The 14,835-nt window shown below is 68.0% G+C and carries 12 protein-coding genes; 8 read left to right on the forward strand and 4 right to left on the reverse strand.

Translation table 11 applies throughout. The features are described 5' to 3' along the window. Position 1: 1 nt before the first annotated feature. Positions 2-631, reverse strand: coding sequence for a TetR/AcrR family transcriptional regulator (locus AC1DP9_RS25645; RefSeq protein ID WP_477108869.1), 630 nt, complete (start codon positions 629-631; stop codon positions 2-4). 73 nt (positions 632-704) lie between these two features. Here AC1DP9_RS25645 and AC1DP9_RS25650 point away from each other — a divergent pair, with 73 nt between their 5' ends. From AC1DP9_RS25650 to AC1DP9_RS25660, 3 genes are read left to right on the forward strand one after another with little or no spacing between them, the layout of a single operon-like run. Further along, a complete protein-coding gene (locus AC1DP9_RS25650) occupies positions 705-2,231 on the forward strand; it encodes a flavin-containing monooxygenase (RefSeq protein WP_477108861.1) in 1,527 nt (508 codons plus the stop codon). Beyond that, positions 2,228-3,196 carry an alpha/beta fold hydrolase gene (locus AC1DP9_RS25655; protein ID WP_441593170.1) on the forward strand — a complete coding sequence of 323 codons (969 nt, stop codon included), beginning with the start codon at positions 2,228-2,230 and terminating at the stop codon, positions 3,194-3,196. The genes AC1DP9_RS25650 and AC1DP9_RS25655 overlap by 4 nt, the downstream gene beginning before the upstream one ends. A gap of 32 nt (positions 3,197-3,228) precedes the next feature. Next, positions 3,229-3,978 carry a Coq4 family protein gene (locus AC1DP9_RS25660; RefSeq protein WP_092296463.1) on the forward strand — a complete coding sequence of 250 codons (750 nt, stop codon included), beginning with the start codon at positions 3,229-3,231 and terminating at the stop codon, positions 3,976-3,978. A 12-nt stretch (positions 3,979-3,990) separates the two neighbouring features. Here the strand turns inward: AC1DP9_RS25660 and AC1DP9_RS25665 are convergent, their stop codons facing one another. Next, positions 3,991-5,991, reverse strand: coding sequence for a lactonase family protein (locus tag AC1DP9_RS25665; protein WP_477108862.1), 2,001 nt, complete (start codon positions 5,989-5,991; stop codon positions 3,991-3,993). A gap of 45 nt (positions 5,992-6,036) precedes the next feature. Continuing rightward, the gene (locus AC1DP9_RS25670; protein ID WP_477108863.1) at positions 6,037-8,055 is read right to left on the reverse strand and encodes a lactonase family protein; all 2,019 of its coding nucleotides are present in this window, start codon (positions 8,053-8,055) and stop codon (positions 6,037-6,039) included. A 284-nt stretch (positions 8,056-8,339) separates the two neighbouring features. Here AC1DP9_RS25670 and AC1DP9_RS25675 point away from each other — a divergent pair, with 284 nt between their 5' ends. The 5 genes from AC1DP9_RS25675 to AC1DP9_RS25695 all read left to right on the forward strand — a co-directional run bounded on the left by AC1DP9_RS25675 (position 8,340) and on the right by AC1DP9_RS25695 (position 13,911). Continuing rightward, positions 8,340-8,663: a hypothetical protein gene (locus AC1DP9_RS25675; RefSeq protein WP_092296475.1), complete on the forward strand. Its 324-nt coding sequence runs from the start codon at positions 8,340-8,342 to the stop codon at positions 8,661-8,663. 123 nt (positions 8,664-8,786) lie between these two features. Next, positions 8,787-8,951 (forward strand): hypothetical protein, encoded by a 165-nt coding sequence (locus tag AC1DP9_RS25680; RefSeq protein ID WP_177219952.1) that lies wholly within the window; start codon positions 8,787-8,789, stop codon positions 8,949-8,951. A gap of 44 nt (positions 8,952-8,995) precedes the next feature. Then, positions 8,996-11,230, forward strand: coding sequence for a phosphocholine-specific phospholipase C (locus AC1DP9_RS25685; RefSeq protein ID WP_477108864.1), 2,235 nt, complete (start codon positions 8,996-8,998; stop codon positions 11,228-11,230). A gap of 295 nt (positions 11,231-11,525) precedes the next feature. Further along, positions 11,526-12,746: a phage tail protein gene (locus AC1DP9_RS25690; RefSeq protein WP_477108865.1), complete on the forward strand. Its 1,221-nt coding sequence runs from the start codon at positions 11,526-11,528 to the stop codon at positions 12,744-12,746. An 85-nt stretch (positions 12,747-12,831) separates the two neighbouring features. Continuing rightward, positions 12,832-13,911: a glycosyltransferase gene (locus AC1DP9_RS25695; protein WP_477108866.1), complete on the forward strand. Its 1,080-nt coding sequence runs from the start codon at positions 12,832-12,834 to the stop codon at positions 13,909-13,911. 27 nt (positions 13,912-13,938) lie between these two features. Here the strand turns inward: AC1DP9_RS25695 and AC1DP9_RS25700 are convergent. After that, positions 13,939-14,835, reverse strand: an 897-nt coding sequence (locus AC1DP9_RS25700; protein ID WP_477108867.1) for a DUF6708 domain-containing protein, incomplete at its 5' end; no start/stop codon positions are given.

Below are 14,835 nucleotides of genomic sequence, written 5' to 3' on the forward strand. Positions count from 1 at the left end.
CTCAGTCCCTCGCGCCCGGTTTCAACACCAGCGCCAATTGGAGCGCGGTAGCGGCCACCGTATCCACCTCCGGCACATGGCCGTGCCGAATCCAGTGCAGCGCCACGTGGATGATGCCGCCCGCCACGCCGGCCAGCAGCATCGGATCGGGCTCGGGCGCACCCGGCAGCAGCGTCCGGGCGAGCAGTCCGCCGAATTCGCGCAGGGACCGCCCCAGCGCCTCGTCCACCAACCGGCTCACGCCCCGGATCTCCACCAGGAACACCCGGGCCGAGCGGGGCTCGCACTGCAATGTGCCGAAATAAGCACGCAGGATAGCCAGCGCGCGATGCTCGCCATCGCCCCCGGCATCCTCGCCCGCCTGTTCGATGCGCAACAGCAACCGGTGCGTGACCGTTTCAAACGAAGCCAGCAGCAACGCTTCGCTATTGGCGAACGATTCGTAGAAGTAACGCTCGGTCAGGCCGGCGGCTTCGCACACGGCCTTGACCGTGGCGTTCTGGTAGCCGCGTTCGCCGTAGACCTGCACGGCAGCGGCAATCAGCTGGGCGCGGCGCTGGGCGCGCCGCTCTTCGGCTTCGGCGCCGCGATAGCGGCGGGCGGGGATCAGCTCGGCAGTCATGGGCGCCAGTATGACATTCCCTATTGTCAGATGGCGTCTGACAACCTATGTTGTCAGAACTCCCAAGATCCGGATGCCCGTCATGACCGCCCCCACTCCCGATGACGCAGTCCTCGATGTCCTGATCGTCGGCGCCGGCCTGTCCGGCATCGGCGCCGCCCGCCAGCTCCAGCAGCGCTGCCCCGACAAGCGCTTCGCCATCCTCGAAGCCCGCGAGACCCTGGGCGGCACCTGGGACCTGTTCCGCTATCCCGGCATCCGCTCCGACTCGGACATGTACACGCTCGGCTACCGCTTCAAGCCGTGGCGCGGCGCCAAGGCCATTGCGGACGGCCCGTCCATCCTCAGCTACATCCAGGAAACCGCCGAGGAAGCCGGCATCACGCCCCACATCCGCTTCGGCCACAAGGTGGTGGGCGCGGCGTGGGACAGTCGCGACGCCTGCTGGACCATCGACGCCGAACGTGCGCAAAACACCACTCTGGCCGCCCGCGTGCGGCTGCGCGCCCGCTTCCTCTACGTCTGCGCCGGCTACTACAGCTATGCCGAGGGGCACCGCCCCGCCTTCCCGGGCGAGGAAACCTTCCGGGGCCAGATGGTGCACCCGCAGTTCTGGGATCCGTCGATCGACTATGCCGATAAGCGCGTGGTGGTGATCGGCAGCGGCGCCACCGCCGTGACGCTGGTGCCGGCCATGGCCGAGACCGCCGCGCACGTGACCATGCTCCAGCGCTCGCCCACCTATATCGTGACCCGCCCCGGCGAGGACGCCATCGCCAACAAGCTGCGGCGCCTGCTGCCGGAGCGGCTGGCCTACCGCGCCACGCGCTGGAAAAACGTGCTGCTGGGGATGTTCTTCTTCCAGCTCGCCCGCCGCCGCCCCGAGCGCGTCAAGCAGCGGCTGGTCAGCATGGCCGCCGCGCAGCTCCAGCCGGGCTTCGACGCCGCCACGCACCTGACCCCGCGCTACAACCCGTGGGACCAGCGCGTCTGTCTGGTGCCCGATGGCGACCTGTTCCAATCGATCCGTAACGGCCGCGCCTCCATCGTCACCGATCAGATCGAACGCTTCACCGAAGATGGCATCGTGCTGAAGTCCGGCCAGACGCTGCCGGCCGATCTGGTGGTGGTGGCCACCGGGCTCAAGCTGAACATGCTCGGGGACATCGCCGTCCATGTGGATGGCCAGCCGCGCCGGCCGTCCGAGCTGCTCGCCTACAAGGGCATGATGCTGAGCAACGTGCCGAACCTGGTGCTGGCCTTCGGCTACACCAATGCGTCCTGGACGCTGAAGGCCGACCTGACCGCCGAATACGTCTGCCGGCTGCTCAAGTACATGGACCGCCACGGCCATCGCTACGCCCTGCCGCAGGTGGACCCGGACGTGCAGCGCGTGCCCTTCCTCGATTTCAGTTCCGGCTACGTGCAGCGCGCCGCTGCCGTGCTGCCGCGCCAGGGCCACCGCAAGCCGTGGCGCGTGTATCAGAATTATCTGATGGACATGCTGACGATCCGCCATGGCCGCATCGACGATGGCGTGCTCCGCTTCGACACCACGCAGGCCACCACGATGCCCACCCAAGACCCCCTCGCCGAAGCCCAATCATGAATGCCTTGCTGATTTTCGTACTCGTCATAGCGATAGTGGTGCTGGTACCGCTGGCGCTGCTGTTCCTGTTCACCTGGCGCACGGCACGCAAGATCGAGGCGGCCCTGCCGCCCACCGGCCGGTTCGTCGAGGTGCCCGGCGCCCGCCTGCACGTGGTGGAGCGTGGCGAGGGGCAGCCGGTGCTGCTGGTGCACGGCCTGGCCGGTCAGCTCGCCAATTTCGACTACGGCATGATCGCGCCGCTGGCGCGTGACTTCCGCGTGATTGCGGTCGACCGCCCCGGCGCCGGCTATTCCACGCGCACGCCCGGCGCCCCGGCGGACCTGCGCGCGCAGGCCGACACGCTCGCCGCGCTGATTGACCATCTCGGGCTGGAGCAGCCGCTGGTGGTCGGCCATTCGCTCGGCGGCGCCATCGCGCTGGCGCTGGCCACCTATCACCCGGCGCGCGTGGGCGGGCTGGCGTTGATCGCCCCGCTCACCCATCCGCCCGAGGTGGTCTCGCCGGTGTTCAAGGCGATGGCCATGCAGAGCGCGCTGATGCGCAAGCTGATCGCCTGGACGCTGCTGATTCCGATGTCGATCCGCAACCGCGAGCAGGTCATGGAGGTCGTCTTCGGCCCGGACGCGGCGCCAGCGGACTTTCCCACGCGCGGCGGCGGCCTGCTGGGGCTGCGGCCCGGCCATTTCCTCGGGGCGTCCGAAGACCTGCACGGCGTGGCGCACAGCCTGCCGCCGCTGCTGCCGACCTATGGCGATCTGAAGATGCCGGTCAGCATCCTGTTCGGCCGCGAGGACCGCATTCTCGATTACCGCGAGAACGGCGAGGCGCTGGTCGCCAAGCTGCCGGCAGCCCGGCTGACATTGGTGGCCGGCGGGCATATGCTGCCGGTGACGGCCGTCGAGGCCAGTGTCGATTTCGTGCGTAACGCCGCCGCCAGCCTGCGCGCGGCGGTGCCCGCCTGACCTTCCTGCCCGTGATGACCGAGGAGCCTGCCATGGCCAGTTCCGCTTCCCCCTCTCCCGCCCCCTCGACTGCGTCCGATCCCTACCAGCGCGACCTGCTCACCGCCTTCCGCGCCGTGCGCAAACTGCTGGCGGACGGCAACGACACCGAGCAGGTCTTCCTCATCATGCGGGCGCTGAACGGCCCCGCCATGCCGAAGAACTACCGCCGCCTGCTCAGTACGCGGCAGGGGCGGCGGCTGGCCTACCAGCGCATCGAACTGGCCGAGCGGCTCACCGACCCGGCCTTTATCGCCAGCTTCGCGCCGGGCACGGTGGGCGCCGCCTATCGGCAATTTCTGGAAAAGACCGGCTATAGCGCCGATGGACTGGCCAAGGTGTCGAACCTGAACCAGGAGCCGGTGATGGAGGACGCCTATCTGTGGTTTGGGCGCCGCACGCGGGACATCCACGACATCTGGCACGTCCTGACCGGCTATCGCGCCGATGAGAGCCTGGGCGAGGCGGCGCTGGTGGCCTTCAGCTACGCCCAGACCGGCGGCACCGGCTGGGCCTTCATCGCCGTGGCCGCCGCCCTGAAAAGCCTGCGCGTCTCGCGCAGCACGGCCTTCGCCCGCGCGGTGCTGGAAGGCTACCGCCGGGGCCGCCGTGCCGGCTGGCTGCTGGGGGAAGACTACGAAACCCTGCTGCACGAGCCGATGGACGCGGCGCGCGCCCGGCTCGGGATTGCCGAACCGGCGCGCTACCTGGCCTGCAACCCGGCGCAGGCCTGGACGGCGTAACGATCCGCCGGTTTATGGCGTAGGCTGCACAATCGCCATGCCGACATTGCCCCTGCCCGAGGCGAATGGGCTGCCCGGCAGCGGCGTCAGCAAGCCAGTCGTCGCATTGATCTCGAACCCATACACCGGCCCCATGTAGGACGGCGTATAGAGGTAGCGGCCGTTCGGTTCGATCCGCAGGCGCTGGCCGGTGACGCTGGCGGGCGTGCTCCCGACACTGAAGTCGACCAACCCCGTCGCGAGATTGCGACGGAACACTTCGATGCTGTTACTCATCGAGCCAAGGACATAGGCGAACGAAGGCGCGAGCGCGACATCGGTCGGCCCGGCCGCGGCCGTCGGGAAGTCCGCGACCGCCGCGACCATCCCGGTGCTGGTGTCGATCAGGCCGATGCCGAGCGAATTGCTGAAAAGGTTCGCGAAGAACAGGGAACGGCCATCGGCAGACACGGCGCCCCCGCCCGGCCGGGCGCCAAGGCTCGGCGCGGTGTTCGGCGTGGACAGGACACCGGTCATCGCATCGAAAGGCATGCTCCAGAGCAGGTCCGGCATGGCGTTCATCGCGTAGACATACTGGCCGTCCGGGGACACGGTGAGCCCCGTCGTGGCACTCGACATGCCGCTCGGCTGCGTGGTCGAAGGCGTCAGCGCGTACGTCGCGGTGTCGATGCCATACGTTGCCACGGATACGAGCCCACCAACAAACAGCCACTTGCCGGACGGGTGCATGGCGATAACCTCCGGACCCGGCAGGGTCAGGGCCGTCGCCCCGGGGATGGCCGCCAGCGCGCCGGTGACCGGGTCCAGCCGGAATCCGACGACCGTGCTGTTGTCCCCCGCTATCGCATAGCCCACCAGTCCCGAGGGCAGGAAGGCGATGTCGTTGATCTGGTTCACACTCGGGAACGGACTGTTGGGCACGGCGGCCAGCACGCCGGTATTCGGATCGATCCGATAGACCGAAATCGTCAGATCGATGTTATTGGGCACCACCACGAACTGCGCCTGCACGCAGGTAATCGCCACGTTGGTGACGTTGGCGGCGGCGATGGTGCCGCTGCCGTTCTGCACCGTGCAGGTCTGGCCGGCCGGCTGGGCGAACACGGTGACGTTGTAGGGCGTGGCATCGGCCAGCCCGCTGGAGACGGAGAAGGCGCCGTTGGCACTGACAACCGCCGTATCCCCATTCACGCCGGAAAGCGTCAGGCTCTTGCCCGCCGCCAGCCCGGACACCATGCCACCCAGGGTGTAGGTGGGCGGCGGCGGCGTGGCCGGGCGGGCCAGCGCGGCATTGGCGCACAGGCGGGTGCCGGTGGGGGCATCGGCGCAGGCTGCCAGCACGGCGGAGCCGGCCAGCGTGGCTGAGGATGGGCTGCTGACTTGCGCCGAATGGCCGTCCGCTGCCTGCGTCACGGGGAAGGTGGCGTCGCCCGTGGTCCAAGTCCAGTTGGTCAGGTCGGCGATCCCATCGACCCCATCCGAGCGTCGCACGGCTGCGATCACGGTCTGCGCCGCCCCGCCAGCGGTCAGGGTCAGATTCGACGGCGACAGGGTCAGCGTGTAGGACTTTGCCGGGGCGGCCTGCACCACGAGATGGGTGACGGAAGTCGCGCGGGTGCCATCGGCCAACGTCGCGGTGGCCGTGATATCGACTTCCCCGGCGTTCCGGGTCTCCACCGTGGCATAGGTGCCGACGAAAACCGAGGCCGAGACCCCGGCCGGCGCCTTGTCCGAAGCCGCCGTGACCACGGCGACCGACTCGTCCGAAGACGCCCAGGCGAAGCTGGCGCCCTTGACCTCGCTGCCATCGGCACCCAACAGCGTCGCCTTGAGCGTCAAGGTGCTGCCAGCCACCGGCGCGCCGCTGGTGGTGTCGACCACCACCCTGGTCGCCGCTGGCGTGGCCGAGGGAGCCGGCGCGGCGTTGTCATCGGAGCCGCAGGCGGCAAGCACCGCCGCGGCAAGCAAGGCAATGCCGAGCGAGCGCGCGCCGGCAGGAAGACGAAGGAACATGGAACCCGACCCGTAGTTGTCTTGAATGGTGGGGAGCCGACTGGCTTATGGCGTCGGCTGCACAATGGCCATGCCGATATTGCCGATACCCGTGCGGAACGGACTGCCCGGCACCGGCGTCAGCAGGCCAGTGGTCGCGTCGATGGCAAAGCCGTACACCAGGCCGACGAAAGACGGCGTGTACAGGAAGCGGCCGTTCGGATCCATGCTTAGGCGTTGCCCATTGACGCCAGTCGGCGTTGCCCCCAGGTCCCGGTCGATCAGACCCGTCGTGAGATCGCGCCGAACCACTTGAATTTGATTGGTGGTGAGCGCCCCCCCGGTCAAGACATAGGCAAACGGGCCCGACGGGGCGAGGACGACGTCGGTCGGCTGGAACATGCCCGAGGAGGAGAACCCGATCGCGCCTACGGCACGGTTGACAGCATCGATCACGCCGGCGCCAAGCAGGTTGGCGGTCATGTCCACGAAGTACAGGAAGTTCGCATCGGCCGACAGCGCCGCCCCGCGCGTGCCCAAGCCAGTCGTTTGCCTGACGCTGGGCAAGCCAAGGTTGCCCAGCGACGTGTCGAAGGGCATGGACCAGATCTCGCCGGTCCCGGTGTTCACCGAATAGACATACTGCCCGTCCGACGACACGGCGATCCCTGACGTACGGCCTGCCAGGTCGCCGCTGATATACCCAAGCCGAAGCGACAGCGCGTGGGTGACGGGGTCGAGGCTGTACGGCATGACAGACCGGCCGGCGCCAATGATCAGCCACTTGCCCGAGGGGTGCACGGCGACGACCTCCGGACCCGGGTCGGTCGGCATGTTCGTGCCGGGGATGACGCTCAGCGCGCCGGTGGCAGGGTTCAGTTGGTAGGCCTCGACCGCGCTGTCGTTGCCCATGACCGCATAGCCCACCAACCCGTCCGGCAGGAAGGCGATGTCGGTGACCGGCCGCGTGGTGGTGAACGGGCTGCCCGGCACGTCCGAGAGCGCCCCGGTGCCTGGATCGATCCGATAGACCGAAATCGTCGAGCCCATGCTGTTTGGCACCACCGCGAACTGCGCCTGCACGCAAGTGATGGTCACGTTGGTGACGTTGGCGGCGGCGATGGTGCCGCTGCCATTCTGGACGGCACAGGTCTGGCCGGCAGGCTGGCCGGACACCGTGACGCTGTAGGCCGAGGCGGCGGCCAGCGCGGTGGGCAGCGTGAACGCGCCGTCGGCACTGATCGCCAGCGAATCGCCATTGGGGCCTGCCAGCAGCAGGCTCTTGCCAGCCGCCAGGCCGGACACCGTGCCACCCACGGTGTAGGTGGGCGGCGGCGGCGTGGCCGGGCGAGCCAGCGCGGCATTGGCGCACAGGCGGGTGCCGGTGGGGGCATCGGCGCAGGCTGCCAGCACGGCGGAGCCGGCCAACGTGGCCGACGAAGGGCTGCTGACCTGTGCCGAATGGCCGTCCGCTGCCTGCGTCACGGGGAAGGTGGCGTCGCCAGTGGTCCACGACCAGTTGGTCAGGTCGGCGATCCCATCGACCCCATCCGAGCGGCGCACGGCTGCGGACACCGTCTGCGCCGCTGCGCCAGCCGTCACGGTCAGGTTCGACGGCGACAGCGTCAGCGTGTAGGACTTTGCCGGGGCGGCCTGCACCACCAGATGGGTGACGGAAGTCGCGCGGCTGCCATCGGCCAGCGTCGCGGTGGCCGTGATATCGACTTCCCCGGCATTCCGGGTCTGCACGGTGGCGTAGGTACCGACGAAGACCGAGGCCGAGACCCCGGCCGGCGCCTTGTCCGAAGCCGCCGTGACCACGGCGACCGACTCGTCCGAAGATGTCCAGGCGAAGCTGGCGCCCTTGACCTCGCTCCCATCGGCGGTCAGCAGCGTCGCCTTGAGCGTCAAGGTGCCGCCCGCCACTGGCTGGGCGCTGGTCGTGTCGACCACCACCCTGGTCGCCGCTGGCGTGGCCGAGGGGGCCGGCGTGGTGTTGTCATCGGAGCCGCAGGCGGTGAGCACCGCGGCGGCAAGCAAGGCGACGCCGAACGCGCGCGCGCCGGCGGAGAAGTGTGAAAACATGGACCCCAACCCGTTTTTTTTGATGTTTCGCCCGGCCTTGTTGACCGGTGCATTGCGCGCGACTGTAACAGCGCTGTCACGTTTTGACTGTCCCCAAATGGGGGGACTAGCGGGCGTAACGCCCACGGGGAAAACCCGGGTTGCAGCCCAACCCGGTCCCCATTTTGGGGCGCCGTTTTCCCGGGCTCGCATCCATATTGCGAAACCCGCCTATTCGGCCTATTACGTCAGGAAGCCCCGTTTTCTTGAATCGGCAACCTGGCAGCCCGGCTGCCCCGCGCATCATGCAAGAGCTTGCGTTTCGCACGCTGCTGTACCGCTTTTTCTTCTTCGGCTGGCTGTTCAAGGACGCCAGCCGGGGCGACCTGTTCGAGCGCGCGGCGGCGTGGCGCTTCAACCAGTCGCGCGCCCACTGGCTGCCCACCTATATGCGGCGCTGGCTCTGGTGCGGCCTGATCCTGTTCGCCCTCGGCGGCATCGCCGAATCCATGATGAGCGCGCCCGCGCTGTCGGCCATCTTCTACGTCCCTAGCGTGCTCAGCGTGCCGATCAACGTGGTGATCGGCGTGATCTGGGTGGGACTCAAGTCACTTCGAGGACCGTTGTAGGCGTCTCCCCCGCGTGCTGCACAGATCACCCTAATGCAGCAAAGGTCACGATTGTGTCATTCCTGACACATAGGCTTGCGGGTCTGCTGATGTGGCAGACCCGATCCAACCAGCCCTGACCCCATGAAACAAGCCAGTTTGACGACCGCCCTCGCGGCCGCGTGCCTTGCCGCGCTGCTGCTGGCCGCCTGCGGCGGCGACGACAACAAGCCCAGCCCGAGCCAGCCGCCCGCCGGCGATCCGCCGCCCGCCTCCGCGCCGGCCCCGGACAAGCGCTGCGCGCCCTGACCGTCCCTGACGGCACCTCTCCCCAACACTCCAGAACCCGAACAATGATCTCCCGCCGCAAGTTCTTGCAGGCGAGCATGGGCACGGCTTTCTCCGCCGCCGCCCTGGCCGCCTTTCCGCCCAGCATCCGCCGCGCGCTGGCCATTCCGGCCAATAACGCCACCGGCACCATCGCCGATGTGGAGCACGTGGTCATCCTGATGCAGGAAAACCGCTCGTTCGACCATTACTTCGGCACGCTCAGTGGCGTGCGCGGGTTTGGCGACCGCCTGACCATCCCCATGCCCAGTGGCCGCAACGTCTGGCAGCAGGCGCGCACCAACGGCTCGCTGATCACGCCGTACCACCTGAACGGCGCCGCCAACAACGCCCAGCGCACGGCCGGCACGCCGCACGCCTGGTCGGACAGCCAGGCCGCCTGGGACCACGGCCGCATGTCGCGCTGGCCGGTGGCCAAGACGGACACGTCGATGGGCTACTTCAAGGAACAGGAGATCCCGTTCCAGTTCGCGCTGGCCAACGCCTTCACGCTGTGCGATGCCTACCACTGCGCGATGCACACCGGCACCGACGCCAATCGCTCGTTCCACATGACCGGCACCAACGGCGCGAAGCCGCTGAACCGGGCCTTCGTGAACAACGAGTGGGATGCCATCAACGGCGTGGCCGCCGACGCCAACATCGGCTACACATGGAAGACCTACGCCGAGCGGCTCGAGGAAGCCGGCATCAACTGGATCAGCTACCAGAACATGCCCGACGAATGGGGCGACAACATGCTGGGCGCGTTCCAGACCTTCCGCCGCGCCAACCTGAACTCGGGCTTCCCGGTGTCCAGCGGCGGCTCGCCGGGCGCCCCGTACACCAACACCGGGCAGGCCGTGCCGTACAAGGCCTATGACGCGGCCACCGACAACGCCGCCAATCCGCTCTACAAGGGCGTGGCCAACACACTGCCGGGCACCCAGCCGGAGCAGTACCTCGACGCCTTCAAGCAGGACATCGCCAATGGCAAGCTGCCGGCGGTGTCGTGGATCAACGCGCCGTCGATCTACTGCGAGCACCCGGGGCCGTCCACGCCCGTGCAGGGCGCGTGGTTCCTCCAGGAAGTGCTGGACGCGCTGACCGCCAATCCGGACGTCTGGAGCAAGACCGTGCTGCTGGTCAACTTCGACGAGAACGATGGCTACTTCGACCACGTGCCGTCGCCGTCCGCCCCGTCGCGCAATGCCGACAGCACGCTGGCCGGCAAGACCACGCTGACCGATGCCGACATGGCCGCCGAGTACTACACGCAGTCGCCGCCGGTAGGCAGCACCAGCCAGCCGGCCCGCGATGGCCGCGTGTTCGGCCCGGGCCCGCGCGTGCCGATGTTCGTGATTTCCCCGTGGAGCCGGGGCGGCTGGGTCAATTCGCAGGTGTTCGACCACACCTCGGTGCTGCGCTTCCTGGAGGCCCGTTTCGGCGTGCAGGAGCCCAACATCAGCCCGTTCCGCCGCGCGGTCTGCGGCGACCTGACCTCGGCGTTCAACTTCAAGACGCCGAACAGCGAGGCGCTGCCCACGCTCGCCGGCCGCGGCTCGCGCGCTGCGGCGGACGCCCTGCGCGTGGCCCAGCAGGCGTTGCCGGCCGTGCCGGTGCCCTCCGACATCAACCTGCCGGAGCAGGCCACCGGCACGCGCCCGTCGCGCGCCCTGCCCTACGAGCTGCACGCCAGCGCGCGCGCCCATGTGAACGGCCAGGTGGAGATCCTGTTCGCCAACTCGGGCACGCAGGCGGCCGTGTTCCACGTGTACGACCGCAACGACCTGAACAGCATTCCGCGCCGCTACATGGTGGAGGCAGGCAAGAATCTGTCCGATAGCTGGAGCACGTCGGCCGCCGCGCCGGGCCAGTACGACCTGTGGGTGCTCGGCCCGAACGGTTTCCATCGCCATTTCAAGGGCGATACGACCGTGCTGGGCGGCGCGCTCGGTGTGGCGGAGGTGCGCGTCTGCTATGACATCGCCAATGGCGACGTCTACGTCGACCTGATGAACACCGGCAAGGCCGCCTGCACCTTCCGCGTGGCCCCGCTGGCCTATCGCACGGACGGTCCGTGGGAAGCCACGGTGGCTGCCGGCGGCACGCAGACGCTGCACTGGTCGCTGAAGGACAGCGGACAGTGGTACGACTTCGCCGTGACGACCCCGCACGACAGCGCGTACTACCGCCGCTTTGCCGGCCGCGTGGAAACCGGCCAGCACACCATCACCGACCCGGCGATGGGCACGGTCTGAGCAGCTTTTAATCCGCAGTAGCCATGCGGGGGTGTGACAGGAGGCTTAAACGTCACACACCCCGCATGTGCATCCCCCGACCTCCCGCAAGTCCCAGCACTCCGCACTTGCCCCTTATCGGTGGCAGAAATTCCGGGTTTGTTGACATATCATCACGCCCGGCGTGACGGGTGGCTCCACCCGGCGCACGCCACGGCCGTTTGGTCACGGCCTTTCCGTTCAACACACGTTCGATACATAACAGGCTCCGGACCGGCAACTCACACGCCGGCGACGCGCCATTCAGGGGAATACGATGAAACAGAACCGGTGGGCGCTCGCCCTTTCCATGGCCACGGCCCAACTGCTGACCGCCTGCGGCGGCGGCGACGATGCGGGCACCAGCGCCCCGGCGGCGGCGGCCCCGGCGGCGGCCATGCTCTCGGGCACGGCGGCCACCGGCGCGCCGGTCCAGAACGGCGCCGTCGATCTGCGCTGCGCCGCTGGCACGGCCTCGACCACGAGTGACGCCAACGGTGCATGGTCGGTTTCGTCCGCCGGTCTGGCGCTGCCCTGCGTGGCGCGCGTGACCGGCCCCGCCGGGCTGACGCTGCATTCCTACATTCAAGGTCCCGGCACGACCAACATCACGCCGATCACGGAACTGGTGGTCGCGGGCGCCGCGCAGAACCCCGACACCGGCACGGTGTTCAACGCGTTCAACCCCACGCTGGCCAGCCTGATGCAGTCCAACCTGGCCTCGGTGCTCACCCTCGTGCGCGCCCGTCTGGTCAACCTGGGCGTGGACACCAGCGGCCTGAACCTGCTGAACCAGCCGTTCAAGCCGGTGTTTGGCGATGCCTATGACGACAAGCTCGAAGCCCTCGCCATGCAGTTGGCCGCCCGCCAGACCTCGCTGGGCGCGATCTCGCAGGACGTGGCGCGTGGCGATGTGGGCAGTCCGGGCGCCGCGGGTGCCACGGGCGCAACCGGGCCGACTGGCGCCACGGGTGCGACTGGGGCGACGGGCAGCACCGGCGCCTCCGGCCCCTCGGGTGCCACCGGCACCACTGGCGCGGCAGGCCCCACTGGTGTGACGGGTGCCACGGGGGCCACCGGCGCCACGGGTATCACCGGCCCGTCCGGCCCGCAAGGCCCGACCGGCAACACTGGTGCTACGGGTGTCACGGGCGCGACCGGCGCCGCGGGGGCAACCGGTGCAACGGGTGCCACCGGCGCAACCGGTGCCCAGGGCCCGCAAGGCAATCAAGGCCAGGACGGCGCAACCGGCGTGTGCACGCTCGGCGAGGTCTGGCTGACCGCCCTGCCCTACCCGGAGAACTACGAGCTGGGCGGCATGGTCGCCAAGGGCCAGCTCCTGCCGATCTGGACCTATACGGCCTTGTTCTCGCTCATCGGCACCACGTATGGCGGCGACGGCACGACGAACTTCGCGCTGCCGAACCTGACTGGCCAGGCGCCGGCGAACCTGACCTATATGATCTGTACCGAGGGGCTGTTCCCGCAGCACATCTGACGGCAGCAGCACCGCCTCCGGCCACGGCAGCCCACGCCGCCGTGGCCGCAAGATGCGCCACCCAACCCACCCCACCCCAAGCTCCATGCCACGCATCTGCCTGAACATGATCGTCAAGAACGAGGCGCCGGTCATCGCGCGCTGCCTCGCGTCCGTGCGCCCATGGATCGATAGCTGGCTGATCGTCGATACCGGCTCCACCGATGGCACGCAGCAGCGCATTGCCGCGTGCATGGCGGGCCTGCCGGGCGCGGTGCACGAGCGGCCCTGGCGCGACTTCGCCCACAACCGCAACGAGGCGCTCACACTGGCCCGGGCACAGTGCCAGCCGGACGACTACATCCTGTTCATCGATGCCGACGAAACGCTGGGCGTGCCGGACGGCTTCCGCTGGCCGGCGCTCGGCACGGATGGCTACCGGCTGCGCTGCGAACTGAGCGGCTGGCAGTACCAGCGCAACGCGCTGGTACGGGCGGGGGTGCCGTGGCGCTGGGAAGGGGTGATCCACGAATACCTGACCTGCGATACCCCGGCGGTCTGGGACGACCTGCAGGGCCCATCCATCGTGGTCTCGCGCGACGGCGCGCGGGCCCGCGACCCGAACACCTATCTGCGCGATATCGAGGTGCTGGAGCGCGCCGTGGCCGACGCCCCGGACAACACGCGCTACCGTTTCTACCTCGCCCAAAGCTGCCGGGACGCTGGCCGGCCGGCGGACGCCCTGCGCCACTACCGCGCGCGGGCCGCCATGGGGGGATGGGACGAGGAGCAGTGGTTCGCCACCTACCAGTGCGCGGCGATGCTCGCGCTGGACGGCGCGCCGGCCGAGACGGTGACCGCGGCCTACCTGGCCGCCTATCAGGCCCGCCCCACCCGCGCCGAGCCGCTGTGCGACCTGGCCCGCTGGCACCGCCAGCGCGGGGAATACGCGCTCGGGCACCTCTACGCCCAGCAGGCGGCGGCGATGCCGCTCCCCGCCGACGCGCTGTTCGTCGATACCTCGGTCTACCGCTGGCGTGCGCTGGACGAGCTGACGGTCTGCGCCTACTACATCGGCGCCCAGGAACAAGGCCGCGCCGCGCTGATCCGGCTGCTCGCCGAAGGGGCGTTCCCCGAGTCTGAGCGCGCCYGAATCGAGGCGAATCGGCCGTATTACGGGATGTAACCCTCCCTCTGGTTCCCCTAGGGCGCTTCAGCGATACCCCTTCGGGTTCGTACTGGAATCCCGCACGTACGGATCGCTCGGCGCGATCCGGCAGGCGGCTTCGACATCGGCGGGCCAGAGTGGCACTTTGCTTGTGGCGCGGTGGACAAGACGGCCAATAAAGAAGAAGACGTGGAATGGGGACATGAACCACTTGAGGATAGGGTTCGATGCGTCTCTCGACACCAGCGCTATCCAGCCCTGATAGAGCGTCTCGCGCTTGTCGGCGATCGGCAGGCAAAATTCGAAACCCGGCGCGTCAATTACCGACTGCGGGCCTTCCTCCATGTAGCGGCGAATGAATTCCCAGTGGCGCAGGCAGTAGTCGCGGCAGGTCGAAATGTAGCCGAACCCGAACATTTCCTCGACAGTATGTTCGTTCTTCAGGACGAGGCCGCAGATGCCAAAGGTGTGCACGCCCGCAATATTGTTGTTGACCAGAAGGCTGAAATACACGTCATCCCAAGATGCTTCGAGCACTGTRTCGTCACCGCGAAATACGTASACCATMCGGTTSCRKCGGTTGAAGCGCATCGGGTARTGCGTRTAGCGGAACCATTCGCCGATCTTKWKATTGAAGGCGACRAYGCCRRCGATGAGAAGTGAAAAGAGAATTGAGCAAAGGATCGTTGCAAACATCATTTCGAATTCATCGTGACGGTCCCAATCTGGATTCAGATAGCGGGCGATGGCGGTGTGAACGAACGAATTGATCATGAACACAGCTGCACTCACCCCGAAAATTCCAACCGCACTCATCCCTCCGCGATTCGAGTAGAACCCGTCGACTAACTCGAGATAGGAAGAGTTCATTCGGATCGCCCGGCCTGATGCATGCGGCTCGCCTGCACTGTCATGGATCGATACATGCCACTCACGATCCTG

The organism is Cupriavidus sp. 01L43 (assembly GCF_056399925.1).

Coding starts and splice junctions, on each gene's coding strand:
- AC1DP9_RS25650 (WP_477108861.1), top strand. CDS start 705: ATGACCGCCCCCACTCCCGATGACGCAGTCCTCGATGTCCTGATCGTC.
- AC1DP9_RS25655 (WP_441593170.1), top strand. CDS start 2,228: ATGAATGCCTTGCTGATTTTCGTACTCGTCATAGCGATAGTGGTGCTG.
- AC1DP9_RS25660 (WP_092296463.1), top strand. CDS start 3,229: ATGGCCAGTTCCGCTTCCCCCTCTCCCGCCCCCTCGACTGCGTCCGAT.
- AC1DP9_RS25665 (WP_477108862.1), bottom strand. CDS start 5,991: ATGTTCCTTCGTCTTCCTGCCGGCGCGCGCTCGCTCGGCATTGCCTTG.
- AC1DP9_RS25670 (WP_477108863.1), bottom strand. CDS start 8,055: ATGTTTTCACACTTCTCCGCCGGCGCGCGCGCGTTCGGCGTCGCCTTG.
- AC1DP9_RS25675 (WP_092296475.1), top strand. CDS start 8,340: ATGCAAGAGCTTGCGTTTCGCACGCTGCTGTACCGCTTTTTCTTCTTC.
- AC1DP9_RS25680 (WP_177219952.1), top strand. CDS start 8,787: ATGAAACAAGCCAGTTTGACGACCGCCCTCGCGGCCGCGTGCCTTGCC.
- AC1DP9_RS25685 (WP_477108864.1), top strand. CDS start 8,996: ATGATCTCCCGCCGCAAGTTCTTGCAGGCGAGCATGGGCACGGCTTTC.
- AC1DP9_RS25690 (WP_477108865.1), top strand. CDS start 11,526: ATGAAACAGAACCGGTGGGCGCTCGCCCTTTCCATGGCCACGGCCCAA.